Origin of the sequence: Nocardia colli (assembly GCF_008704205.1) — a bacterium.
Lineage (GTDB): Bacteria > Actinomycetota > Actinomycetes > Mycobacteriales > Mycobacteriaceae > Nocardia > Nocardia colli.
Window position 1 is genome coordinate 118,070 of sequence record NZ_VXLC01000027.1, and the last position, 21,987, is coordinate 140,056.

General features: G+C 66.6%; 25 protein-coding genes. 9 read left to right on the forward strand and 16 right to left on the reverse strand.

Translation table 11 applies throughout. The features are described 5' to 3' along the window. Positions 1–65: 65 nt before the first annotated feature. Positions 66–917, forward strand: a complete 852-nt coding sequence (locus tag F3087_RS38155; protein WP_150407014.1) for a sterol desaturase family protein — start codon at positions 66–68, stop codon at positions 915–917. A 68-nt stretch (positions 918–985) separates the two neighbouring features. Here F3087_RS38155 and F3087_RS38160 read toward each other — a convergent pair whose 3' ends face one another. The 11 genes from F3087_RS38160 to F3087_RS38210 form a co-directional block, all read right to left on the reverse strand. After that, complete coding sequence (locus F3087_RS38160) at positions 986–1,408, reverse strand: hypothetical protein (protein ID WP_150407015.1); 423 nt, start codon at positions 1,406–1,408, stop codon at positions 986–988. Beyond that, a complete protein-coding gene (locus F3087_RS38165) occupies positions 1,405–2,349 on the reverse strand; it encodes a metallophosphoesterase family protein (protein ID WP_150407016.1) in 945 nt (314 codons plus the stop codon). Before F3087_RS38165 ends, F3087_RS38160 begins: the two co-directional genes overlap by 4 nt. Beyond that, the gene (locus F3087_RS38170; protein WP_150407017.1) at positions 2,346–2,792 is read right to left on the reverse strand and encodes a cupredoxin domain-containing protein; all 447 of its coding nucleotides are present in this window, start codon (positions 2,790–2,792) and stop codon (positions 2,346–2,348) included. Before F3087_RS38170 ends, F3087_RS38165 begins: the two co-directional genes overlap by 4 nt. 110 nt (positions 2,793–2,902) lie before the next feature. After that, on the reverse strand, positions 2,903–3,589 hold the full coding sequence (locus F3087_RS38175) for a QcrA and Rieske domain-containing protein (RefSeq protein WP_150407018.1): 687 nt from the start codon (positions 3,587–3,589) through the stop codon (positions 2,903–2,905). Continuing rightward, positions 3,586–4,152 (reverse strand): RNA polymerase sigma factor, encoded by a 567-nt coding sequence (locus F3087_RS38180; RefSeq protein ID WP_150407088.1) that lies wholly within the window; start codon positions 4,150–4,152, stop codon positions 3,586–3,588. Before F3087_RS38180 ends, F3087_RS38175 begins: the two co-directional genes overlap by 4 nt. Before the next feature lie 142 nt (positions 4,153–4,294). Continuing rightward, positions 4,295–4,810, reverse strand: a complete 516-nt coding sequence (msrA, locus tag F3087_RS38185) for a peptide-methionine (S)-S-oxide reductase MsrA (protein WP_191094344.1) — start codon at positions 4,808–4,810, stop codon at positions 4,295–4,297. Beyond that, entirely contained in the window at positions 4,807–5,262 is a 456-nt protein-coding gene (gene msrB / locus F3087_RS38190) for a peptide-methionine (R)-S-oxide reductase MsrB (RefSeq protein WP_150407019.1), read from the reverse strand. Before msrB ends, msrA begins: the two co-directional genes overlap by 4 nt. A gap of 97 nt (positions 5,263–5,359) precedes the next feature. Continuing rightward, positions 5,360–6,130 (reverse strand): 2-phosphosulfolactate phosphatase, encoded by a 771-nt coding sequence (locus F3087_RS38195; protein ID WP_150407020.1) that lies wholly within the window; start codon positions 6,128–6,130, stop codon positions 5,360–5,362. Positions 6,131–6,152: 22 nt separating this feature from the next. Further along, positions 6,153–6,452, reverse strand: a complete 300-nt coding sequence (locus F3087_RS38200) for a hypothetical protein (RefSeq protein ID WP_150407021.1) — start codon at positions 6,450–6,452, stop codon at positions 6,153–6,155. 91 nt (positions 6,453–6,543) lie between these two features. Further along, positions 6,544–7,209: a peptidylprolyl isomerase gene (locus F3087_RS38205; RefSeq protein WP_150407022.1), complete on the reverse strand. Its 666-nt coding sequence runs from the start codon at positions 7,207–7,209 to the stop codon at positions 6,544–6,546. Positions 7,210–7,266: 57 nt separating this feature from the next. Beyond that, complete coding sequence (locus F3087_RS38210; RefSeq protein WP_223885662.1) at positions 7,267–8,052, reverse strand: DsbA family protein; 786 nt, start codon at positions 8,050–8,052, stop codon at positions 7,267–7,269. A gap of 172 nt (positions 8,053–8,224) precedes the next feature. Here F3087_RS38210 and F3087_RS38215 point away from each other — a divergent pair, with 172 nt between their 5' ends. Next, positions 8,225–8,623 (forward strand): NUDIX hydrolase, encoded by a 399-nt coding sequence (locus F3087_RS38215; protein WP_150407023.1) that lies wholly within the window; start codon positions 8,225–8,227, stop codon positions 8,621–8,623. Positions 8,624–8,695: 72 nt separating this feature from the next. After that, positions 8,696–9,421 (forward strand): haloacid dehalogenase type II, encoded by a 726-nt coding sequence (locus F3087_RS38220; RefSeq protein ID WP_150407024.1) that lies wholly within the window; start codon positions 8,696–8,698, stop codon positions 9,419–9,421. Positions 9,422–9,457: 36 nt separating this feature from the next. Here F3087_RS38220 and F3087_RS38225 read toward each other — a convergent pair whose 3' ends face one another. From F3087_RS38225 to F3087_RS38235, 3 genes are all read right to left on the reverse strand, one after another. Continuing rightward, complete coding sequence (locus F3087_RS38225; protein WP_150407025.1) at positions 9,458–10,531, reverse strand: ADP-ribosylglycohydrolase family protein; 1,074 nt, start codon at positions 10,529–10,531, stop codon at positions 9,458–9,460. A 253-nt stretch (positions 10,532–10,784) separates the two neighbouring features. Beyond that, positions 10,785–12,539, reverse strand: a complete 1,755-nt coding sequence (locus F3087_RS38230) for a phytoene desaturase family protein (protein ID WP_150407026.1) — start codon at positions 12,537–12,539, stop codon at positions 10,785–10,787. A 229-nt stretch (positions 12,540–12,768) separates the two neighbouring features. After that, entirely contained in the window at positions 12,769–13,926 is a 1,158-nt protein-coding gene (locus F3087_RS38235; protein WP_191094345.1) for an LLM class flavin-dependent oxidoreductase, read from the reverse strand. A gap of 188 nt (positions 13,927–14,114) precedes the next feature. On the opposite strand from F3087_RS38235, the gene F3087_RS38240 reads away from it, so the two are divergent. Then, positions 14,115–15,833, forward strand: coding sequence for a DUF3556 domain-containing protein (locus F3087_RS38240; protein WP_150407028.1), 1,719 nt, complete (start codon positions 14,115–14,117; stop codon positions 15,831–15,833). A gap of 1 nt (position 15,834) precedes the next feature. Here F3087_RS38240 and F3087_RS38245 read toward each other — a convergent pair whose 3' ends face one another. Next, positions 15,835–16,149, reverse strand: a complete 315-nt coding sequence (locus tag F3087_RS38245; protein WP_150407029.1) for an NIPSNAP family protein — start codon at positions 16,147–16,149, stop codon at positions 15,835–15,837. Between the two features lie 149 nt (positions 16,150–16,298). On the opposite strand from F3087_RS38245, the gene F3087_RS46235 reads away from it, so the two are divergent. After that, a complete protein-coding gene (locus F3087_RS46235; RefSeq protein WP_191094346.1) occupies positions 16,299–16,460 on the forward strand; it encodes a hypothetical protein in 162 nt (53 codons plus the stop codon). 148 nt (positions 16,461–16,608) lie between these two features. Continuing rightward, positions 16,609–17,553 (forward strand): RDD family protein, encoded by a 945-nt coding sequence (locus F3087_RS38250; RefSeq protein ID WP_191094347.1) that lies wholly within the window; start codon positions 16,609–16,611, stop codon positions 17,551–17,553. A 6-nt stretch (positions 17,554–17,559) separates the two neighbouring features. On the opposite strand, the gene F3087_RS38255 is transcribed toward F3087_RS38250, so the two are convergent. Further along, on the reverse strand, positions 17,560–18,228 hold the full coding sequence (locus tag F3087_RS38255; RefSeq protein ID WP_150407031.1) for a VOC family protein: 669 nt from the start codon (positions 18,226–18,228) through the stop codon (positions 17,560–17,562). Between the two features lie 212 nt (positions 18,229–18,440). Between F3087_RS38255 and F3087_RS38260 the strand changes: the two genes are divergently transcribed. Genes F3087_RS38260 through F3087_RS38270 form a run of 3 tightly spaced genes read left to right on the forward strand, consistent with a single transcriptional unit; the run spans position 18,441 to position 21,966 of the window. Further along, the gene (locus F3087_RS38260) at positions 18,441–19,622 is read left to right on the forward strand and encodes an ROK family transcriptional regulator (RefSeq protein ID WP_223885663.1); all 1,182 of its coding nucleotides are present in this window, start codon (positions 18,441–18,443) and stop codon (positions 19,620–19,622) included. 36 nt (positions 19,623–19,658) lie between these two features. Then, on the forward strand, positions 19,659–20,999 hold the full coding sequence (locus tag F3087_RS38265) for an ABC transporter substrate-binding protein (protein WP_150407033.1): 1,341 nt from the start codon (positions 19,659–19,661) through the stop codon (positions 20,997–20,999). Between the two features lie 7 nt (positions 21,000–21,006). After that, positions 21,007–21,966 carry a carbohydrate ABC transporter permease gene (locus F3087_RS38270; RefSeq protein WP_150407034.1) on the forward strand — a complete coding sequence of 320 codons (960 nt, stop codon included), beginning with the start codon at positions 21,007–21,009 and terminating at the stop codon, positions 21,964–21,966. Positions 21,967–21,987 lie beyond the last annotated feature (21 nt).

Consider the following 21,987-nt stretch of genomic DNA (forward strand, 5'->3'; position numbering starts at 1 on the left):
AGAATCGAGCAGTCGCAGGTAGGCCCGCTACCGCGTACATCGGGGCGAGTTCGAGGAGGTCGGCCATGCCGGCCGAATTCCTGCAGCACGCGACCACGGCCGCGGTCGGTGCCGTGCCGATCTATGTGGCCTTCATCGCGATCGAGGTGATCGCGATCCGCCTGCTCGATTCGAGCTCGAGCGGTCGGCGAGTCAAAGGGTATTGCCTCGCCGACACCATCGACAGCTTCGCACTCGGCCTCGGTTCGGTGATCATTCACGGCATCACGCAAATCGGCCCACTGGTCGGGGGCATTTCGGCGCTCTACGTCCTGACACCCGTGAAGATGCCTGCGTCGCAATGGTGGAGTTGGGTGCTCCTGCTGATCGGCTACGACCTGCTCTACTACCTGCGACATCGGGCCAGTCATCGGGTCCGTTTGATGTGGGCCGGGCATCAGGTGCACCACTCGAGTCAGTATTTCAATCTCGCGGTCGCGCTGCGCCGGAAATGGGCGCCGCCATGGCAATTGGCCTTCAACATTCCGCTGGCGCTACTCGGCTTCTCCCCGACGATGATCGGCGTTGTCATCACCGTCGATCTGACCTACCAATTCTTCCTGCACACGGAAACCATCGGCCGACTACCCCGCTGGTTCGAGTTCGTCTGCAACACCCCGTCGCACCACCGCGTCCACCACGGCAGCGACCCCGACTACCTCGACCGCAATTACGGTGCCTTCCTGATCATCTGGGACCGCATGTTCGGCACTTTCGTTCCCGAAACCCACCCCGCCACTTTCGGACTCGTTCGCAACATCGACAGCACGAACCCACTGACCATCGGCGTCAGCGGCTATCGCGACATTCTGCGCGACCTGCGCAACTCCCACACCCTGCGCGAACGACTCGGGCACGTCTTCCTCCCGCCCGTCTAGGCGATGTCCGGAAACAGTATCGGCGTCCGACCCCGCGGCGGACGCCGATACCGGTGACGCGGCTTACGTCAGGCCAGACTTTGCTCCATGACCTCGGCCGGTTCAGATATGCGCCTCCGCAACACCAGTAGCGAGATCACGCACAGGATGGCGGTGATTGTTTCCGCGATCACGCTCAGGGCTGCCTGTGGGGCGGGTTGCCAGCCGATCTCGGTGAAGCCGAAAAGGCCTGTTGTGCGGGATAATACGAATGCCGTCAGCGCTCCGACCGCAAGCAGGCCGGCGGCTGCTCGCAGTGTCCACGGTCCGACGAGGACGACCAGGGCGAGTGCGAAGGATGCGGCGGCTTGGAGCATGAATGATGGGCCGATGATGTGGATGTAGCGGTAGCCGTGGTCGTAGAGGTCGGCGTGGAGGTAACCGCTGACCGCGAGGCTAATGCTGATTCCCACGCGCACAAGCAGATCGGCTGCTGAGAACTGTTTCCTCATTTGAGCGTCTGCTCCTTGATCGCCAGCATCTGCTGCCCTTTTTGATAGGTCACCTCGCGAATGCCCAAGGCGTCGTGCAGTTTTCCCGCGGGCAGGGTCACCGGTTTCGGTACCGGCCCGTCGCCGGGTTTCGGCAGGGGATAGGCCGTGGTGGTACCGCTGTAGAAGGTGATGTTGCCCTCGGTCTTCGTGAACAGCTGGTGCACATGCCCGTTGAGGCAGGTGACCGAGGAGAACCGCTTCAGGTAGCTCAGCGCCTGGGTGGCATCGTCTGTGCCCCAACCCCATTGGGGGTACATGGCGAACAGCGGAATGTGACTGAACACCACGATCGGTGTGTCACTGGACAACCCGGCCACGTCCTTGCGGACGAACTCCAGCTGGTCCTGCCCCAGATGTCCGAGATTTTGCAGGTTCAGCGTATTCACCAGCGCGATCAGGTGCACGCCCGCGATGTCGAAGCTGTACCAGCCGTCGCCGCGCGTGCCCTTGCCGAACGCCGACAGGTACCGCTGCCCGGCATCGTCGGTCGAATCATGTTCTCCCGGAACGGTGAACACATGCGGGGTGTTCAGCCCCTGCATCATCTGCGTGACCTGGTCGAACTGTTCCGGCGTGGCCAGATGGGTGAGATCGCCCGTGTGGATGACGAAATCGGGCCGATAGCCGAGCGAATTGACCTGACCGATCGCCTCGGTGAAGGTGGCGGTGACATCGCCGTTGGCGGTGCCCTGGAAGCCGATGTGGCTGTCGCTGAGCTGGGCGAAGCGCAACGTCGGCCGGTCGTCCGCCGCCGCGCTCGGCGCGCTGCCCGCGACGTGGGAAATGACCTCGCCGCCGACGACGGTCAGCCCGACCGCGGCACCGAACCAGGCACTGTGCCGGATCAACTGCCGCCGGGTCATGCCGTGCGGGTCGCGGTGTTCCTGCTGTTCGGTCATGGGGTGACCACCACCGTCGCCTTCATGAACGGATGGATCGAGCAGATGTAGGCGAACGTGCCTGCCTTGGTGAAGGTGAACGTGTACGTTGCCCCGGCACCCATTCCGGGCGAATGGAATCCGCCGTCGGTGGCGGCGACGGTGTGCGGTTCCTCGTCGTGGTTGACCCAGATGACCGTCGTGCCCGCCTTGACGGTGAGGGTCGCGGGCGTGAAGGCGAAGCCGTCGATGTTCACGGCGTTCGGCCCGGCCGGTGCGGCGGCCTGCGTCGGTGGCGGCATCGACATTCCGGGCATGGCGTCGGGTGTTGCGCCGCCCGGCGGGAAGCCGGGAGTTTCGGTGCCGGAAGCGAATACGGGGGTCGGCGCGGAGTTGTTCGGGCTCGCGCCACCGCAGGCACTCACCGTCGCCATCAGTGCGGCCGCTGCGACGGCGACTGTCATTCGCCGGCCGCCAGGGATGTGTCTCATCGATCCGGTCCTCCATCCGGGATGGCCCGCGGGCGCGGGCCTCTCACCGACAGATAGCGACCGGGGTTACACCGGCGGCGATTTCACCCGGGCTGGGTGGGCGCGAATACTTCGATCGTGCCGTTGTTTTCCCGCACCTCGACGCGCGGCAACGGTGCGGGCGCGATCGGCAGCTGATGCTCGAGCACCTGGCCGTCGGCGGCGAACGAGGTGGTGTGGCACGGGCAACGGAGCCGGGCGACGGGCGCGTCGAGCCACAACTTGCAGCCCTGATGCGTGCACACACCGGACACCGCCGTCGCAATACCGTTGACCCGCCGCACGAATCCGCTCAACGTGCCGACATCGAAATGAATGATGCCGACCTCGGGCAGGTCGGAGCTGGCCGCGATCGCGTGCCACGTGCCGTTGTTCGGCGTCAAAGTCTCCTGTGCCGCAGGCTCATTCGCCGGGCGACCGACGACGGCGTGGTCGATCGCCGCACCGGCGGCCGCCGCTACCGCGGCCGCCGAGGTGCCGATGATCACATTCCGCCGCGCGGTCGCTCCGTCCGGGCGGGATTGCGCTGTGGCGCCGTCGATTTCGGTGGCCAGTCGCCGATGCAGATCGGCCAGGAATTCCTCGCTGGGCGCCTGACTGCCGAGTCGCGCGGCCCGCAGGTCGATGGCGGTCCGCATCTGCCCGGCCTCCTCCGCGTCGGGCCGAAACGATCGGGGTCGGCGCCCGGCCAGCAGTTGCTCGACGTATCGCCGCACGTCCCGCCCGCTCACTGCACACCTCCCGCACTCTTCTGCGCCGCCATCTGTAATGCTCGATGCTGCAACACTTTCGCGTTCGCGACACTGACGCCCAACGCGTGCGCCGCATCCCGCACCGACAACCCTTGCAGGAACCGTAGTTCCAGAATCCGGCGATAGCGATCCGGCAGCCGATCCAGCACGGCCCGCGCTCGGGCCGCGGAAACCGGGTCCGGCGGTTCCGGATCGGGCCGATCGTCGACGATGTCGTCCTCGATCGTGGTGATCTCCCGCCCCATCCGCGTCCGCCAGTATCCCGCCAGCACGGTGCGTGCGGTCGCGCGCAGATAGGCGCGCACCTCGGCCACGCTCGCCGACACCCGCAGCGGCCGCAGCGCGGCCATGAACACCTCCGCGGTCAGATCCTCGGCGTCCGGCCGATTCCCGACCTTGGCGAACATCAGCGCGAACACCCAGGAGACGTTGTCCCGGTACACGGCCTCCCAATCGGGATAGCCGTCGTCGGAGACCAGCCGCAACTCCCGGTCGGCCCCGGGTTGCTCCCGCGCCGGCCCGGCTCCCGTTCGTCCCACGATGCTCACCTTCTGAGCCGGAGTGACCACGCTCTCTACTAGGTAGAGCACGTGGTTACACGCGTGGCGGTTCAACGGTGATCGTGAGCCCGCAAACGACAACTGCGCCACCTGAAATCAGGTGACGCAGTTGGTTTTCAACGCATTACTGCGCGGCGTTCTCCCGCTTGGGCAGCTTCCAGCCCGGTCGCGGGAAGTGGCAGGTGTAGCCGTCCGGGTACTTCAGCAAATAGTCCTGGTGCTCGGCCTCGGCCTGCCAGAACTCACTCGCCGGCGTCACCTCGGTGACCACCTTGCCCGGCCACAGGCCGGAGGCGTCCACGTCGGCGATGGTGTCCAGCGCGACCTGCTTCTGATCCTCGTCGAGGTAGAAGATGGCCGAACGGTAGCTGCTGCCGATGTCGTTGCCCTGACGATCCTTGGTGGTCGGATCGTGGATCTGGAACAGGAACTCCAGCAGCGCACGGTAGTCGGTCTGCGCGGGGTCGTAGATGATCTCCACGGCCTCCGCGTGACCCGGGTGGTTGCGGTAGGTGGGGTGATCGTTGCTGCCGCCGGTGTAACCGACTCGCGTCGACAACACCCCCGGCTGCTTACGGATCAAGTCCTCCATGCCCCAGAAACATCCGCCGGCCAAAATCGCCTTGCGCGTGTCGGTCACGCGTCCTCCTTCGTGAACAGAGTCCGGTACTGCGCATACCCTTCCGCCTCGAGGTCGTCGAGGTGGACGAAACGCAGTGCCGCCGAATTGATGCAGTACCGCAGGCCGCCTTCGGCCTTCGGCCCGTCGGTGAAAACGTGCCCGAGATGGCTGCCGCCGTGCGCCGAACGCGCCTCGGTGCGAATCATCAGATGGCTGAAGTCTCGCTTCTCGACCACATTCGCGGCGTCGATCGGCTTGGTGAAACTCGGCCAGCCCGATCCGCTCTCGAACTTGTCGACCGAGGCGAACAACGGCTCACCCGACACCACATCGACGTAGATGCCAGGCTCGTGATTGTCCCAGTATTCGCCCGTGAATGCGCGCTCGGTCCCGTTCTCCTGGGTGACGTGGTACTGCTCAGGGGACAGGGCGGCGACGGCCGCGGGATTCCTGTTGTATTCCGGTGCCACATGACCTCCTCATATCGGCCCCACGTATAACCCGGGCTCCAGGTGGGAAAGTCCCCGCGTGGCCGGACGTCACACTTCGGTCATCATTGTCCGCCACTCAGTGTGCCGCGTCGATGAATGCCCCGTCTACCAGCAGCGGAACGGTCCGGCTCGCGTCGATTTCGATCGCGACGGCGACATCATCGGCGAATCCGATAGCGGCCAGCTCGCGGCCGGAGGCGCAGTGGGAGATCAGCGACGGCACGTCGGCGGTCGCGTCATGAACGGTTTGTGCGGCCGAGGCTTCCGGCGACAGTGGTCCGGCGCCGTTCGCGGCGAGCGCCGAGATGACCGCGGCCGCCCCGAACCAGTCCTCGATCGCGGGACGCAATACGTCCTGACCTGGCCAATGTTCCCCCGCGGCGATCACCGCGATCGGCCGCTCGACCGTGCCCCAGCCTTGCCGGACGATCCAGCGGGCGACCGCGGACGCGTTCCGCAGGCAGGCCGCGATCACCGGCACTCCGGTGACCGCGGCCGAAATCGCCGATCCGTTCGGCGACGGCAACACCAGGCGGGCCGGGGCAGGCGCCCGGCGCAGCGCCGCGGGCGATAGCGACCACGGCTGCTGCTCGGACACCGCCTTGCGCCCGACGGCCAGCCGGGCGTCCTGGTCGGCCGCGAACGCCGCGGCGCTCTCGTTTCGCCACGGATAGGGAAATACCCGCGTGCCCGCGTCGACCGCGACCGACACCGATGTCGTGAAGGACAGCACGTCGACCACGACGACCGCCGCGCTATCGGGCCCTAACGCCCGCGCACCCGCCAAACCCCAGTCGATTCGCACTCCCCACGGAAGTTGCTTCGACCACTCGGGAATCTCCGGCATCAGTTCGACGAATTCTCGACGATCAGAAGAAGTACGCGGTGCCCGAAGAACTTCCGGTCCCGTAGCCCATGCTCTTCAGCCAATTACGAAAGTTGATCAACGCATTACCGACCGGCCCCGGATCGGAGCACGAACCACCGACCGAGGAGAAGGTGCACCCGTCATCCGCCACCGCGGACGTCCCGATTTCACGGCCGGCGAGCTGCCCGCTCTCCGCCGACGCCGTCGCCGATCCGGCCAGTACACCGGCGACCACGCCACCGGCTACCAGGACACTGCTGATTCCACGTTTCCACTGCACGCTGTCATTGGATGTACTCATTCGTACGAAGCTACCGCACCGTGCAGTGAAACCGTTTGTCCCGCAGTACACCCCAACTCTGGGGTCTCGCGGAATTCGCCGATCGGTGCGACTAACCCAATCGGGCGTTATTGATCACGACCGGCTGGGCCGGCAGCCCGTCGCGTTCACCGCGTTCGGTCGGCGTGATGCCTGCGGCGACCATCCGATCGAGCACGTCCATTCCGCTCACGACCTGGCCGAGCACCGAATAGTTCGCCGGGATATGCGCGAACGAGTGCACGATGAAGAATTCGCTGCCGTTGGTGCCGGGCCCCTGATTGCCCATCGCCACGGTGCCGCGCTCGTAGGTCTCGGTGCCGTCGACCTCATCGGGGAACTGGTAGCCGGGGCCGCCCTTCTCCACCTCGTAGATGTCGCCGCACTGCAAGACGCCGAGGCGTGCGCTGTCGGTCAGCCGCCAGCACTGGCTCTGATCGTAAAAGCGTTGCAGCACCAGGCTTGCCATGTTCTGCGCGGCGCACGGTGCGGCACCGGCCCGGTTCAGTCGCACGGTCACCGGCCCGTAGTTGAACTGGAAGGTCACGTCCATGGTGCCGACGGCCAGCGCGACCGGCGGCGGCGACACCACCGGACGGGCCGCGGCGTTGTCCGGCGCGGTCGGCGTGAAGCTGCACGGCACGACGGGCGGTCCGGCCGAGGCCGGGACGGTGCCCGCGACCAGGCCGGACAACGATAGGACGGAGATGGCGAGCGCAGCGCCCCAGCGTGAATTCATAGCGTGCAAACTAGCCGATAATGCCGAATCAAGTTCACTAAAGCGGCAATCCGCTCACTATCGCGCAGCGGTGATCAGTGGGGTGAGGCCTTCGGGGCCGAAGAGGGGCTTGGCCTCGGTGACCTGTTGGCCGTTGACGAAGACCGAGGGGGTGGACTTGATGCCGCCGGCGAGCAGTTCCTTGGTCTTCGTGCGCAGGTAGGAGTCGTACTTGCGGTCGGTAATGCATTGGGCCACTGCCGGATCCGGGTAGCCGGCGTCCCTGGCGATCTCCAGCAGCCGGTCGTCGGGCAGGCCGTCACCGCCCTCGGCGGGCTGGTTCTGGAACATCGCGGCCAGCCAGCTCTGGTACTTCGACGGGTCCGCTTCGGCGACGCAGTAGGAGGCGTTGCCTGCTCGCGACGAGTACTGGGTGGTCGACGCACGGTCCAGGAACGAGATGACGTTGTATTCGACGATGGCCGAACCGCTGGTCACGGCGTCTTCGAGCACCTTGGCGTTGGCCTTCTCGAACATCTGGCAGGCCGGGCATTGCAGGTCGGCGACGACGCGGACGACGACCTTCGCGGCCGGGTCGCCGATCCGGACCGCGCCGTTGTCGGTCACGCCCGCAGGGGTGGCGGGCAACTGCTCGGCCATCGGCAGCGGGCTGGCGCTCTGGACCGGTTTCGGCGTGCCGATGACGTCCTTGGTGAGGTCGCGCGCGACGATCCCGACGCAGACCGCCGCGACGAGGGCGAAGAGCACGCCGCCCGCGATCAGGGCGGCCAGCACCTTGCGATTGTGCGCCTCGCGCTCCGGCTCCGATGGGAGGGTGGACCAGTCACCCTGCGTGGTGTTCACGTGTATTCCCCCGTGCCTCTCGCCAATTCAACAGTTTCGCTCCGTCACGATAGTGGTTGCCGAACCGGTTTGGTGACGCTGACCGGGTCGAGTACACGTCCAGTACCGCCGGGTCGGGCGGCGGCGAATACTCCCTTGACCCCGGCCCGAACCGGAAAAGTAGGGTGGGCCGGTGATTCGCACAGCCGCGTTGGCCCACATCAGGGATCGTCGTCTGCTGCAGACGCGATCGATCGGCAAGGACATCTTCTACATGGCGGGCGGGAAGATCGACCCCGGCGAGACGCCCGCGGGAGCACTGCATCGCGAGGTCCGCGAGGAACTCGGCGTCGGCGTCGTTTCCTACGATGAACTGGGCGTTTTCACCGCCCAAGCGGTCGGGTACGCACCCGGCACCCAGCTGCACATGACCTGTTTCACCGCCGAACTGGACGGCGAACCGCAGCCGACCAGTGAGATCGCCGAGCTGCGCTACTTCACGGTGAGCGAGTACGCCGCGATGGATCACGTCGCGCCCGGCTCGATGCTGGTCTTCCGCAAGCTGCACGAGCTCGGCGTCGTCGACTGGTAGGTGCGGAGGGCGTCGCGCCGCCTTTCGATGTGTGCCATGTTGGTGTGGGGTGACCAGAGGAAGGGAGAACCGATGTCCGGGTTCGATCCAGCGGATATCCGGGTGCTGACTTGCGACATCTTCGGCACCACCGTGGACTGGTACACCGGGGTGTCCGAGCAGGCCGCCGACGTCTTCCGCACGGCCGGTGTCGATCTCGACGCCGAGGTCTTCGCCGACGAATGGCGCGACATGTATCTGCCTGCCATGCAACGGGTCCGGGACGGTGAGCGAGCCTGGGTGTACCTCGACACCCTGCATCGGGAGTCGCTCGACGAGCTCCTGCAGCGGCACGGGATCGGCGCGGCGCTCGACGAGACGGCCCGTCGGCGGCTGGTCCGCGCTTGGCATCTGCTGCCCGCCTGGCCGGACGCCGTGGAAGGTCTTGCGCGCCTGCGGAATCGATACACCTTGGCCGCGTTGTCCAATGGTGGTTTCGCGCTGCTCACCCGGCTGGTGAAGGCCGCTGATCTGCCCTTCGACTGCATCCTGTCCGCCGAGCTCGCGCAGACGTACAAGCCTGCGGCACAGGTCTATCGAACCGCCGCCGGGCTGCTCGACGTCGAACCGGAGCAGGTGCTGATGGTCGCGGCACACAGCTGGGATATCGATGGCGCGAGTGCCGCAGGGTTGCGCACCGCGTTTCTCGAACGGCCGGGCGAGAAAGGGCCGCAACAGAAAGCCGACCGTGCCGAGGACACGGTCAGCGATCTGTCCGTCACTAGCTTCGTCGAGCTGGCCGAAGCATTGGGCTGCTGAAAGCCTGCGGTGCGACAGCCGTTTTCGTGGTGCCGGCTACGCGTCGACCGGGTAGCGCGCGTCGAGCCCGGATCGGTCGCCGACGCCGAAGTGCATGACCAGGTCGTCGGCGACCTGAATCAGGACATCGCGTCCCTCGACCGTGGACACCAGGTCCATCGGTAGCGCGGAGACGCCGTGGACGGCGCCGATCAGGTTGCCCGCGACCGCGCCGGTCGAGTCGGAATCGCCGGAGTGGTTCACCGAGAGCAGCAATGCTGCCCGCGTGTCCCCGCCCTTCGCCGAGTGCAGCGCACAATACACCGCGATGGCCAGGCATTCCTCGGCGATCCAGCCCGCGCCGACGTGCTCCACCTGTTCGGCGGTGGGCGGCTCCTCGGCCAGCTCGACGGCGCGGGTCAACGCCGTCACCGTCTCCTCGCTCGACGGAATCTGCCCGAGCTGAACGATTGTCTCCTGTACCGCGATCGGTAACTCGACCCCGCTGACCACCCGATCGAGAATCGCCGCGAACGCACCCGCCGCGATATATCCCGTCGGATGTCCGTGCGTCAGCTGCGCGGCCCGTGCGGCCGTGACAAACGCCTGCTCAGCACCCATTCCCGCCAATCCGAAAGGCGCGGAACGCATCACGGTCCCGCACCCTTTCGAATGCGGATTCACCGCTCCTTGCTCGCCGAACGGCCCCGGCGGCTGATATTCGCGCGACTGCCGGGCGAGCCCGGACATACACGCGTTACCCGGCGCCCGCGCCGCATACAAAAACGGCAAACTCGCCAACCATCCATCGCTGTGGTCCGCGGGCCCGCTCCCTTGCTGAGTCTGTAACCAGCGCAGATAAGCCCGTCGCAACGCCGGCGTCGGATCCGCGCCCGCAGCGGATCGCAACAAACCTTCCGCGGTAAACAGAGTCATCTGCGTATCGTCGGTAATCTCCTGCGGCGCACCCTGATTCGCCTGCGGCACAAATCCGGTCACCCCCCTTTCCCCGTGCCGCCCCCGAATCTGCTCCAACTTCAAGAACTCGATAGGCCACCCCAGTGCGTCGCCGACCGCCCCACCCAGCAGGGATCCCCGAACCCGCTCGAATATCGTCGCGTAATCCACCATAAGACCCCATCATTCCCGACCCGCCCGCCGCTGTCCCAGAACCTCACCCAGTTGCCGACCCCGTCGGCCCTTCGTCGGCTGTCGAGTCGCCGTGGAAATCTCCGCGGATAAGGTCCAGTGGCAGAAGGTCAGCGGCCCACACCTCGAAACCGCGCGCGAAGAACACAGCCCGGCGCAGACGCAGGACTCGTCCTGGCTCTGCGCCCATCGCGATGCGCTGCGGATTCGACTCGAACGCCATGGGTTCGGCCGTTCAGATCCGAATGAGCGGTGCCGCATCGTCATCGGTTGCCGCACGCCCTCCGCGGCATGCGGCGAGCGGGTCGAAATCGGCTCCCCACGGTGCAATTCGAGTCGGATCGGCGAGCACCGCCCCGGCGCGGACCTCCGCCAGCAGATCGCGGCCGACGATCGCCGACGCCGCCTGCACCCCGCTGAGCATCGCGCCTTCGGTAGCGGGCCCCGTCGAGGTGCTGGTGCCGGCGAGGAACAACCCCCGGATCGGCGTCCGCGCGCCGGGACGCAACGGCCCGAGCTGAGTGATCCGCGGTTCGAGACCGTAGGAGGTGCCGTTGGTGGTCCGGGTGTAGCGCTCCTGCGTGGCCGGTGTGGCCAGCTCGCTCCACTGGACCTTCGCGGCGGCGCCGGGGAACGCTTGATCCACCCGAGCCAGCAGCCCGCCGGCGATGATCTCCTTGATGTCGCGATAGGCGCTGTTGCTCCGATAGCTCTGCGTGGCAACCTCATCCGCGCTCACGCCCCACAGCGCCGGATTCCACGGCGCCAAGGTCTGCGCCTCGATGGCGGCGTGCCCGGGCGGGGCGCTGAAGTGATTCGCCGGATCGCGGCGGGTGGAGGACTGCACGTAGGTCGGCTGCCGGAGCGCGAAGTCCTCGGCCCACTGCCGGGGATCCCGGCGACCGGCTCCGGTCAGTAGTTGCGACGACATCCGCGACAGCGACCACAGCGAATCGGCCGCTTTCCAGGTCGTGGCCGGGATCGTGTAGTAGTTGGTATTCGGTGTCCCGGCAAGGTCGATCTCGATGCCGAAGTAGCCGTTGATCAGCGGCAGGGCCATCTTGTAGTGCTCGTTGCGCATGACCGCCCACCTCGGCAGCTGCTCGTAGCCGATCAGATCGCGATAGGTGCGCTTGATATCGGCGGCGGACACCACCACCGGCGCGGTCAGGATCTCGCCGTCGCGCAGCCGCACCCCGGTGACCCGTCCCGACTCCACGAGAATGCGGTCGACCTCGGTGCGGGTGCGGATCTGCCCGCCGTGCCCGCGGATCACCTCGGCGAAGCCGGCCGCCAGCACCTGGCCGCCGCCGCGCGGGAACCAGGCGCCGCGGCCGACGAAGTTCTCCAGGAACGCCGCGGCGACGGCGACGGGCGCTCGGTGGGGTGGCGTCGCGGCCGCACCGTCTTGGACCGACAACGCCAGCATGGTCCGCGGCTTCAACCGGCAAGCGGCGAGGAGCGCGGCGTGCGGCACCGGCGCCCATGCCGCGGCGGTGCCCGCCCGCATGACGGCCCGCCGCAGATCGTTCGCGGAAGTCGCTGTGCGATCGAGTGATTCGCCGATGGCGCGCACGATCGAGACATATCGGCGCAGCCCGCGCTCCTCGCCCGGGAATGCCTGGATCAGGTTCTCCAGGTAGTTGTCCCAGCCGACCGGGATCCGCAACTCGAAATCGGGGGCGATGATCGTGTCGAAGCCATCGGTATCCAGCGGCAGCCACTGCACTCGATCGTCGAGACCGATACCGCGCAGCAGGGTCGGCACGTTTCCGTTCGGCCCGCAGTCACCGATGTAGTGCACGCCGACATCGAACTCCCACTTGCGTTTCCGGCGGAAGACGTGGGACGAACCGCCCAGCACCGAATACTGCTCCAGCAGTGTCACTTTCAGCCCCGATGCGGCCAGATAGGAAGCCGCGGACAGGCCGCCGAGCCCTGCCCCGATCACAATCGCGTCCCAGGAAGAACCGTGCACACCAGAGGTCATGTCATCTCCGCTCCGAGAATCCGCTGCCCGCGGACGGTGGTGGTCGATCAGCTGCATATAACTGTGGGTAACAGTTATATGCACAGTAGTAGCATGATCGGTCTACCTCAATAGCATCGCGAAAAATGACCGCTGAACAGCAGTAATGTCAGCGGGTTGGTAGTCGAACCGCGACATACGGGGAGTGGCGGCGGTATCCGTCGAAGCCTTTCTGTGGCTCGTTCCCTACCTACGCGGCAGGAGTGCCTGCCTGTCGCCGCAACCGCGCGGCCAGCCAGAGCACGACTCCGTAACCGAATGCCGCGTCGGCGCTCGATACCAGCGCGGCCGTCGGGAACACGACGGCATGCCGCAGGCCCGCGTCGGCCAGCGCGCGAATCCGGGCGAGAACCTCTGGGGGAGTGCCGATCATGAGCCACTCGTGCAGCACCTCGTCCGGCACCTCCGCAATGGCCTCCTGCACTTCGGCTTTGGTCAACCGATGCGGCATGAGATCGATCAGCCCCCGGAATCCCTCGCCGAACGGATGTTTCGCACCGCAACGCGCCCACACCGCGTCCGGCGCGAGCAGCGCCATGTAGCGGATGCCGGGGTGCCGCATCAGTTGCCGGATGCCCGCGGGGGTGCGCGCGGTGAGCATCGAGATCATGGTGGCGGGGACGATCGCCTCGGGATCGCGGCCTGCGGCGCGAGCGGCGTTGTGCACCACGTTCAGTCGCCGCCCGTACTCGTCGGGCGACATGGCCTCCCACGGATACCAGCCGTCGGCGTAGCGCCCGGTCAGTTCCAGCATGCGCGGCCCGTGCGCGCCGAGCCAGATCTGCGGCATCCGATCCGCCGGGGCGGTCAAATCCATTGGCGCGCTGTCGATCCGGTAGTACTTGCCGGCGAAGTCGAACGATTCCGTCGAGGTCAGTGCCGTGCGCACCACCTGGAGGGCCTCCTCCAGCCTGGAGACCGGGCGATCCCAGGTGAATCCATACGGATCGAGGTTCTCCCGCTCGCCGCAACCGAGCCCGAGGATCGGCGGCGACTTCGTCATGTGCGCCAGCGTGAGAAACGTCTGCGCGAGCAGCACCGGATGCCTGCGGATCGGATCGGTGACCCCGACGCCCAGCTGCACCCGTCCGGCCCCGGCGGCCAGATTCGCCAGCAGCGGAGCGTAATCGAACTGTTCGTCCGGGCTGCGGACCACCTTCGCCTGCGGGGTGAAGTCGGCATCCCAGATGGCCCGGGGGAACACGCTGATCAAATGATCCGGCGCCAGAATGGAATCCAGCCGTCCGAGCTTGGCCAGCCGCACCAGGAAGCGGGAGGCGCTCAGCGGCGGATTGACACCGGCCATGGTGCCCACCGCGAACGACCGGGAATTGTGCGAGTCCGACACAGTGGTCTCCTCTCGACCGGCGTGCCGCATCGGGCACCCCCACTCGATTATCCCGACGACCCAGGTCCGCGTCCGGCGAATCCGTCGGTCAGAATTGACACACGTTGCAGTTCCTGCGAATGTTCGAGGGACCGCGAGGTTCCGGATTCGGCTGGGCGCCTCGGTGTCGTCGAGTCGGAGCGTGCGCTATGGGCTTTCTGCAACCCGAACTGCCGGTGGTCGATATGGCGGAGTGGAGCAAGGGCACCCGCGGCGAGCGAATCCGGCCGATGGCCCGGCACTGGGCCGAGGTGGGATTCGGGACGCCGGTCGTGCTCCACCTGTTCTACGTCGGCAAGATCTGCCTCTACGTGCTCGGCGGCTGGCTGATCGTGTTGGCCACCAAGGGCATCGATGGGTTCACCGACGTGGGTGACTGGTGGTCGGAGCCGATCGTCTTCCAGAAGGCGGTGCTGTACACGCTGCTGTTCGAGGTGGTCGGGCTCGGCTGCGGGTTCGGCCCCCTGAACAACCGGTTCTTTCCGCCGTTCGGCTCGATCCTGTATTGGTTGCGGCCCAAGACCATTCGGCTGCCGCCATGGCCGGGGCGAATTCCGTTGACCAAGGGCGACACTCGCACGGCGGTGGATGTCGCGCTGTACGGGGCGTTGCTGGTGATGACGGTGGTCGCGTTGCTGTCCGACGGAACCGGCCCGGTGAGCGAGCTGGATACGACGGTGGGGCTGCTGCCGATGTGGCAGATCGTGGCGGTGCTCGGCCTGCTCGCACTGATCGGGTTGCGCGACAAGGTGATCTTCCTGGCCGCCCGCGGCGAGGTGTACGCCACCCTCGCGGTCACCTTCCTGTTCACCGGCACCGACATGATCGTCGCCGCCAAGGTGGTCTTCCTGGTGATCTGGATGGGCGCGGCGACCTCCAAGTTGAACAAGCACTTCCCGTTCGTGGTGTCCACCATGATGTCCAACAGTCCGGTCTTCCGGCGAAAGTCATTGAAACGCAAGTTCTTCGAGAACTTCCCCGATGATCTGCGCCCCGGTCGGCTGTCCCGAATCTTCGCGCACAGTGCGACGGCCGTCGAAATGCTGGTTCCGCTGGTGTTGTTCTTCTCGCACGGCGGTCCGGTGACCGCGATCGCCGCGATCGTGATGGTCGGCTTCCACCTGGGCATCCTGACCGCCGTGCCGATGGGCGTGCCGCTGGAGTGGAACGTCTTCATGATCTTCGGCGTGCTGGTGCTGTTCGTCGCGCACGCCGACCTCGGACTGCGTGACCTGCACAACCCGGCGCTGGTGGCGGTGTTGTTCGCGGTGATCGCGGGCATCGTGATCGCCGGAAACCTGTTCCCGCGCAAGATCTCCTTCCTGCCCGGCATGCGCTACTACGCGGGCAACTGGGATACCACGATGTGGTGCGTGAAGCCGTCGGCGGCGGCCAAGATCGGGCAGGGGATCGTCGCGATCGCCAGCATGCCGCAGGCGCAGCTGGAGCGGTTCTACGGCAAGGACCGCGCGGTGATCCCGATGTTCATGGGCTACGCCTTCCGCGCCATGAACACCCACGGCCGCGCCCTGTTCACCCTCGTCCATCGCGCCATGCCCGCCGGTCGCGAGGACGAATACACCATCACCGACGGCGAACGCATCTGTAGTACCGCCGTCGGCTGGAACTTCGGCGACGGCCACATGCACAACGAGCAACTGATCGCCGCGCTGCAGGAGCGCTGCCGGTTCGAACCCGGCGAGGTGCGCATCGTGCTGCTCGACGCCCAGCCGATCCATCAGGACACGCAGGAATATCGACTGGTCGATGCCGCCACGGGCGAGTTCGAACGCGGATTCGTCTACGTCGCGGACATGGTGACCCGCCAGCCGTGGGCCGACGACGTGCCGGTGCACGTCCGCGACTGAGCTAGTCCTGGTCCGGAAGCATGGGCCGCATGAATGTGCGGTCGTAGCGCAGCACGCACCCGCTCTCGTCCCGGATGCGATCCGCCGCGATGAAATCGGGATCGACGCCGAACAGCTTTCGATACTGTTCGTAGGCGCTGAGACTGTCGAAACTGAACAGCGCCATGGCCTTGTCGCTGGCCCCTTCGCCGGGCAGGAAGTAGCCGTGATGGACGCCGCCGTGCCGCTGCACCAGCTCCATCCACCGGCGGCCGAACTGTTCGAATGCCTCGATCTTGGCGGGATCGATCACGTACTCCACAACACAGGTGATCACCAGGTCAGCCTACGGCCGTGACGGTGGCCGGTCAGCGCGCTGCTGTGTTCTGGGTCACATACTGTTTGAGGATCCGGGGCCGGGGCATACCGCCCGACGGCGCACAGCGCGCCGGCGAAAACTGTGCTTTGGAAGGATCGGTATCTGTCGTGGGTTTGCTACTGGTGGGAATCGGTACTGCGTCAGCCGTCGTGATCGCGACGCATGGTGTGGTGGTCGCCGCGCATCTCGCGCAGCGCCGGCCGGCCCCGCGTCGGCGGGCCGTCGCCGTGGACGTGCACGCCGCGAACTCCCCGCGCGTATCCGCCTAGTCCGTCCGGCTCGCCTCGAGCCGCGAAACCTCTTCTCTCCCCGCTGTCGTGTCGGTTGTTCGGCCGATGGTGCGGCCTCGTCGCAGCGAGGACTCTGTTAGAGCAAAGACAGAGCGCCGGGTTCCGGCACTGCGAAGAGGTGCACACGATGGCCGAGCACATTCCGCCGCCCGACCGGGCTCCGGCGAATCGGCGAATCGCCGCATGGGCGGTCGATTTCGGTCTCATCCTCTGTGTGGCGGTGCTGCTCGGCTCGGTGACCCATTACCGGATCGCCGACTACCTCTCCAACTGGCCCGGGCTCGCGGAGGAGGGCGGCTGGAATCTCTTCCGCGCGAACGGGGATTGGGGCGGCGCGGGAAAAGCGTTCGGGTGGGACGTCTTCGGTGAGATCCTGCTCCTCGTCGCCGAGGCGTTCGTCGCCCTGGTCTTGATCGTGTTCGCCTACCAGTTCGCGGCGCTGGCCTGGAAGGGGCGCACGCTCGGAAAGTTCTTGCTGGACATTCGGGTTCATTCGCTCACGGATCCGCAGGGCGTCCTGAGCAAGTGGCAGTCGGCCCGGCGGGCGGTCGCGAGCACGCTGGTGGATGTCGGACTGTATTCCGCTGCCTGCATCGCGCTGCTCGCGGGCAAGTTCGTGCTCTCTCTTGTTCTTTGGGTTGCCGCCGTGGTGGCGCTGGTTTTCAACGCGGTCCCGTTGGCAGGCGGTCGAACGGTGATCGATCGCCTCGCGGGGACGACGGTCGTTCGCGCCGGGCTGTACCAAAAGTCTTGGCAGGCAGCCAGAGACGCGGCCATCGTCGAGCGCGGAGCCCAGCGCGCGCAGGTGGGCGCCGAACGGATGCGTGCGGTCACCAGCGCCATGCAGGAAAAGGCGCAGCACCTCGCCGAGGACGAACGGCTCCGGCAGCTGCGCGAATCGAACCAGGCCGCACAGCTGCGCCGGATCGGGCAGGACGCCGGCCGCCACACCGGCGCGGCGGCCAGGCAGTTGCTCAATTCCGAACGCGGACAGCAGGCGCAGGACACGGCCAAGAAGGTCAGCTCGAATCTCCGTGCGGTCTACGACAAACGACGCGGCACGCGTAGCTGATCCGCGTCACCCGTCGATACGGGCCACCTCGCTGAGTGCGAGGGTTCCGCCGCCCTTGGGCGCATCGATGCGAACGGCCACCGACGCGCGGGCGGGCAGGTCGGCCTCGGTCGGGAACCAAATCCGTTCCCGGTCAACCAGAATGATCAATCCATCGTGATCGCCGACCGGGGTGAAATCGGGCAGCCGCGGCGTGAAGGCGTCGAGACCATACGCCTCGGCGAGTTCGCCGACCGCTTGCTGAACGTCGGGCACGCCGATGCCGACCTCGCTGATCGAGAGCAGCCGAGGCGTCTCGCCGATACTGGCCGGAACCCCGGCGTCGGCGGCTCGTGCGATGAGCTCCAGCACGATCCCATCCGGCCCGCGGAAGTAGACCGAGCGCGAATCCCAGCCGGGCGGACCCTCGATGACCTCGGAGCCGTTCGCCGCGATCAGAGCCACCCGACGCCTCAACCACTTCCGCGCAAGCCCGAAATCGTCTGGGGAAATCCCGAACGCCAGATGATGCGCGCCCGTGAAACTTTCGCCGCGGGTCAACACGAGCGTGCTGAGGCCGATTTCCACCGTCACATGATCGCCGTCGACCACGACCGGTAGTTCGAGCACGTCACGGTAGAAATCCGCCGCCGTGCCGAGATCCGTTGTGCTGATGGCTACTTCGTGAATCTTCATGACGGCCCCTTCGGTTTCCTGCGGTCGGCTCCGAGGCTAGATCCTCAACAGCGGTTGAGGTCAAACGCCCCGTTGTGCCGCATGACGTTTGGGTATCCGCCATGCGGACAGCGATTGACAGGCCGTCGAACCGGACATACAGTCCCTCCTCAAAGTAATTGGAAACTTTCCTAATAGTTCACCCGATGTGGGGTGAGAGGAGGGGGTGTCACGTGACCACGCGACCGACCCTCGCCGGCACACCCAGCCTGCTGCGCGCGATCAACGATCGCGCCGCGCTGGAGCTGCTGCTCGCCAACGGACCGCTGTCCCGGACCCAAATCGGCACGCTCACCGGCCTTTCCAAGCCGACCGCCTCCCAGCTGCTCGGTCGCTTGGAGGCCGCCGGCCTGGTCGTCCCGGTCGGCACCATGGCCGGCGGCCCGGGGCCGAATGCTCAGCTGTACCAAGTGAATCCGGCCGCCGGGTATGTCGCCGGACTCGACGTGACGGCCTCCCGGATCCGAATCGCGGTCGCGGACATCACCGGTCGCACCCTCGCCGAACACGAGGTGTCCACCAAAGGCTGGCCCGCCGCCGAAACCATCACCCGGGTGGGCGAGGCGGTCGGCGAGGCGGTCGAACTGGCCGGGCTCGCCGAGGGCATCTGCTGCGAGGTGGTCATCGGCATCGGCGGCGCGCTCGATCCCGCGACCGGCAAACTTCGCTATGCGACGCATTTGCCCGGCTGGCACTCGCCGCGCCTGATCGCCGAGCTGGAGGCAGCGATCGGCTGCTCGGTGTCGATCGAGAACGACGTCAATCTCGCCGCCATCGCCGAACAGGCGCACGGGGCGGCGCAAGGGTGCGAGGACTTCGTGCTGCTCTGGACCGGCGTCGGGGTCGGCGCGGCGATCGTGATCGCCGGCCGCTTGCATCGCGGTTTCCACAGCGGCGCAGGCGAAGTCGGCTACATGCCGCTGCCCGGCGCGCCGATCGTGCACGACGTGCGCCGGAAGAACTCCGGCGGCTTCCAGCAATTGGCCGGTGCGCCGGCGGTTTTGGCGCTCGCCAAGCAGCACGGTCTGTCCGCGCCGACGGCCGCCCGGGTGGTGGCCGAGGCATTGGAGACGCCCGGCTCGGGCGACGCGTTCCTGGTCGAGTTCGCCGACCGGCTCGCGCTCGGACTGGCCTCGATCGTCTCGGTGGTCGACCCCGAGCTGCTGATCCTGGCCGGCGACGTGCCGAGCGCCGGCGGCGAACGGCTGCGGGCGCTGGTCGAAGAGGCGTTGACCGAACTCACCTTTCCGCGTCCCGAGGTGCGTTCGAGCACCCTGCCGGGCTCGCCGGTATTGCACGGCGCGCTGGAACGCGCCTTGGCCACGACGCGGGACTCCGTGTTCTCGACCCATTGATCCGCCGCACAACAGCAGTACCCAGGAGAACCGCACATGCGCAGAACAACCCGCCGCACCCTCGCCGCCCTCACCGCATGCGCGACTACCGCGCTGTTGCTCACCGCCTGTACCGGCCAGAGTTCCACCGGCGGTGACGACGGATCGGCCGAGGGCAAGGACGTCACCATCACCTTCTGGCACGGCTGGAGCCAGGACACCGAGGTCAAGGCGATCGAGGACAACATCGCCGCGTTCGAGAAGCTGCACCCGAACATCCACGTCAAGCCGGTCGGCAATATCGCCGACGACAAGCTCGAGCAGGCGCTGCGCGGCGGCGGGCGCGACGCCCCGGACGTGGTGTCCTCGTTCACCACCGACAATGTCGGCAAGTTCTGCGCCGCCAAGGTCTGGGCGGATCTCGCGCCGTTCCTGAAGAAGGACGGCATCGACCCGGCCACGACATTCCCGGCCGGGATGTTGAAGTACAGCCAGTTCGAGGGAAATCAGTGCGCGCTGCCGCTGCTGGGCGACTCGTATGGCCTGTATTACAACAAGACCGCGTTCGCGGCGGCCGGAATCGCTTCGCCACCAAAGACATTCAGTGAGTTCGAGGCGGCGGCGCTGAAGCTGACCATCGCCGAGGGCGACAGCTTCAAACAGCTCGGCTTCCTGCCGAACTACCACGGCTACGAGACGGCCGCCACGCGCTACCTGGCCCAGTACGGCGCCGACTACTTCGCCGCGGACGGGAAGTCGAACATCGCCACCGATCCCAAGGTCGCCGCGATGTTCGCCTGGCAGAAGGACCTGATCGCCAAGCTCGGCGGGTACGACAAGCTGGAGAAGTACCGCACCACCTTCGGGGAGGAGTTCAGCGCCAAGAATCCGTTCCACACTGGCCAGGTGGCCATGTCCCTGGACGGCGAGTGGCGCACCGCCTCGATCGCGGAGAACCCGGTGAGCTTCGACTGGGCCACCGCGCCGTTCCCGGTGCCGGACGACCAGGCCGCCACCTATGGCCGCGGCTACCAGACCGGCACCATCATCGGCATCGCCAACTCCAGCCAAAAGCAGACCGCCGCTTGGCAATTGGTGAAGTACCTGACCACCGACACCGACGCGGTGGTGAGCTTCGCCAACGCCATCCACAACGTGCCGAGCACCAACGCGGCGCTGAATTCGCCGAAGCTGACCGCCGATCCGAACTTCAAGACCTTCATCGACATCGCGAAGAACCCGCATTCCTCCACCACGCCGTCGAGCATCAACGGTGGCGCGTACCAGCTTTCGCTGCGCAACTTCGGCTACGACTACGAGGCGGGCAAGACCGAGCTCGCGGCGGGCCTGGCCGCGACCGCGAAGGAAATCGACGAGGCGATCGTCCAGGCGAAGTGATGTAGCGATGGCATCGATGACCGCGACCGTCCCGGCGGCGCTGAAACGCAAGCGCCGCCGGGCGAATCTGCGCACCCTGGCGTTCCTGTCGCCGTGGCTGATCGGGTTCGGCTTCTTCTTCGCCTACCCGCTGCTGTCCACCCTCTACTTCTCCTTCATGAAGTACGACGGGTTCGCCGCGCCCACCTTCACCGGCCTGAAGAACTGGGACTACGTCCTGGACAAGTACCCGTTCTTCTGGCAGGGGCTGGGCAACACGCTGTGGCTGGTGCTGATCATGGTGACGCTGCGTGTGGTCTTCGGACTGGGCATCGGGCTGCTGGTCACCAAGATCAAGACCGGGCTCGGGTTCTTCCGCACGGTGTTCTATCTGCCGTTCCTCGCGCCGCCGGTAGCGGCCACCATCGCCTTCGCCTTCCTGCTGAACCCGGGGACCGGGCCGGTCAACCACCTGCTCGGCAATCTCGGTCTGCCGCAACCGGGTTGGTTCACCGATCCGGAATGGTCGAAGCCCGCGCTGACCATGCTGGCGCTGTGGGGCATCGGCGATCTGATGGTCATCTTCACCGCGGCGCTGCTGGATGTGTCGCGGGAGCAGTACGAGGCGGCCGAGCTGGACGGCGCGGGCGCCTGGCAGCGATTCCGGTATGTCACCCTGCCGAACATCACGCCCATCGTGCTGTTCGCGGTGGTGACCGGCGTGATCCAGACGATGCAGTACTACACCCAGGCGATGGTCGCGGGGAAGGTCGCCAGCGGCAAGGCGGGCAACTCGGGCGAGGCGTTCGAGGCCGGCTACCCGCACGGCTCGACCTGGACGCTGCCGCAGATGGTCTACAACCTCGGCTTCCAGCGCTTCGATCTCGGGTCCGCGTGTGTCGTCGCGGTGATCCTGTTCGCCCTGTCGATGGCGTTCACCGCATTGCTGCTGCGGCGCAAATCCGGCTTCTTGCAGGAGGACGCATGAGTGGGTCAGGCCCGGAGGCGG

Excerpts from the sequence above, each read along its gene's own strand:
- F3087_RS38155 (WP_150407014.1), top strand. The coding sequence starts at position 66 with ATGCCGGCCGAATTCCTGCAGCACGCGACCACGGCCGCGGTCGGTGCC.
- F3087_RS38170 (WP_150407017.1), bottom strand. The coding sequence starts at position 2,792 with ATGACAGTCGCCGTCGCAGCGGCCGCACTGATGGCGACGGTGAGTGCC.
- F3087_RS38160 (WP_150407015.1), bottom strand. The coding sequence starts at position 1,408 with ATGAGGAAACAGTTCTCAGCAGCCGATCTGCTTGTGCGCGTGGGAATC.
- F3087_RS38265 (WP_150407033.1), top strand. The coding sequence starts at position 19,659 with ATGCGCAGAACAACCCGCCGCACCCTCGCCGCCCTCACCGCATGCGCG.
- F3087_RS38225 (WP_150407025.1), bottom strand. The coding sequence starts at position 10,531 with ATGGTGGATTACGCGACGATATTCGAGCGGGTTCGGGGATCCCTGCTG.
- F3087_RS38165 (WP_150407016.1), bottom strand. The coding sequence starts at position 2,349 with ATGACCGAACAGCAGGAACACCGCGACCCGCACGGCATGACCCGGCGG.
- F3087_RS38255 (WP_150407031.1), bottom strand. The coding sequence starts at position 18,228 with ATGAAGATTCACGAAGTAGCCATCAGCACAACGGATCTCGGCACGGCG.
- F3087_RS38230 (WP_150407026.1), bottom strand. The coding sequence starts at position 12,539 with ATGACCTCTGGTGTGCACGGTTCTTCCTGGGACGCGATTGTGATCGGG.
- F3087_RS38220 (WP_150407024.1), top strand. The coding sequence starts at position 8,696 with ATGTCCGGGTTCGATCCAGCGGATATCCGGGTGCTGACTTGCGACATC.
- F3087_RS38270 (WP_150407034.1), top strand. The coding sequence starts at position 21,007 with ATGGCATCGATGACCGCGACCGTCCCGGCGGCGCTGAAACGCAAGCGC.
- F3087_RS38240 (WP_150407028.1), top strand. The coding sequence starts at position 14,115 with ATGGGCTTTCTGCAACCCGAACTGCCGGTGGTCGATATGGCGGAGTGG.
- F3087_RS38195 (WP_150407020.1), bottom strand. The coding sequence starts at position 6,130 with ATGCCGGAGATTCCCGAGTGGTCGAAGCAACTTCCGTGGGGAGTGCGA.
- F3087_RS38200 (WP_150407021.1), bottom strand. The coding sequence starts at position 6,452 with ATGAGTACATCCAATGACAGCGTGCAGTGGAAACGTGGAATCAGCAGT.
- F3087_RS38205 (WP_150407022.1), bottom strand. The coding sequence starts at position 7,209 with ATGAATTCACGCTGGGGCGCTGCGCTCGCCATCTCCGTCCTATCGTTG.
- F3087_RS38250 (WP_191094347.1), top strand. The coding sequence starts at position 16,609 with ATGGCCGAGCACATTCCGCCGCCCGACCGGGCTCCGGCGAATCGGCGA.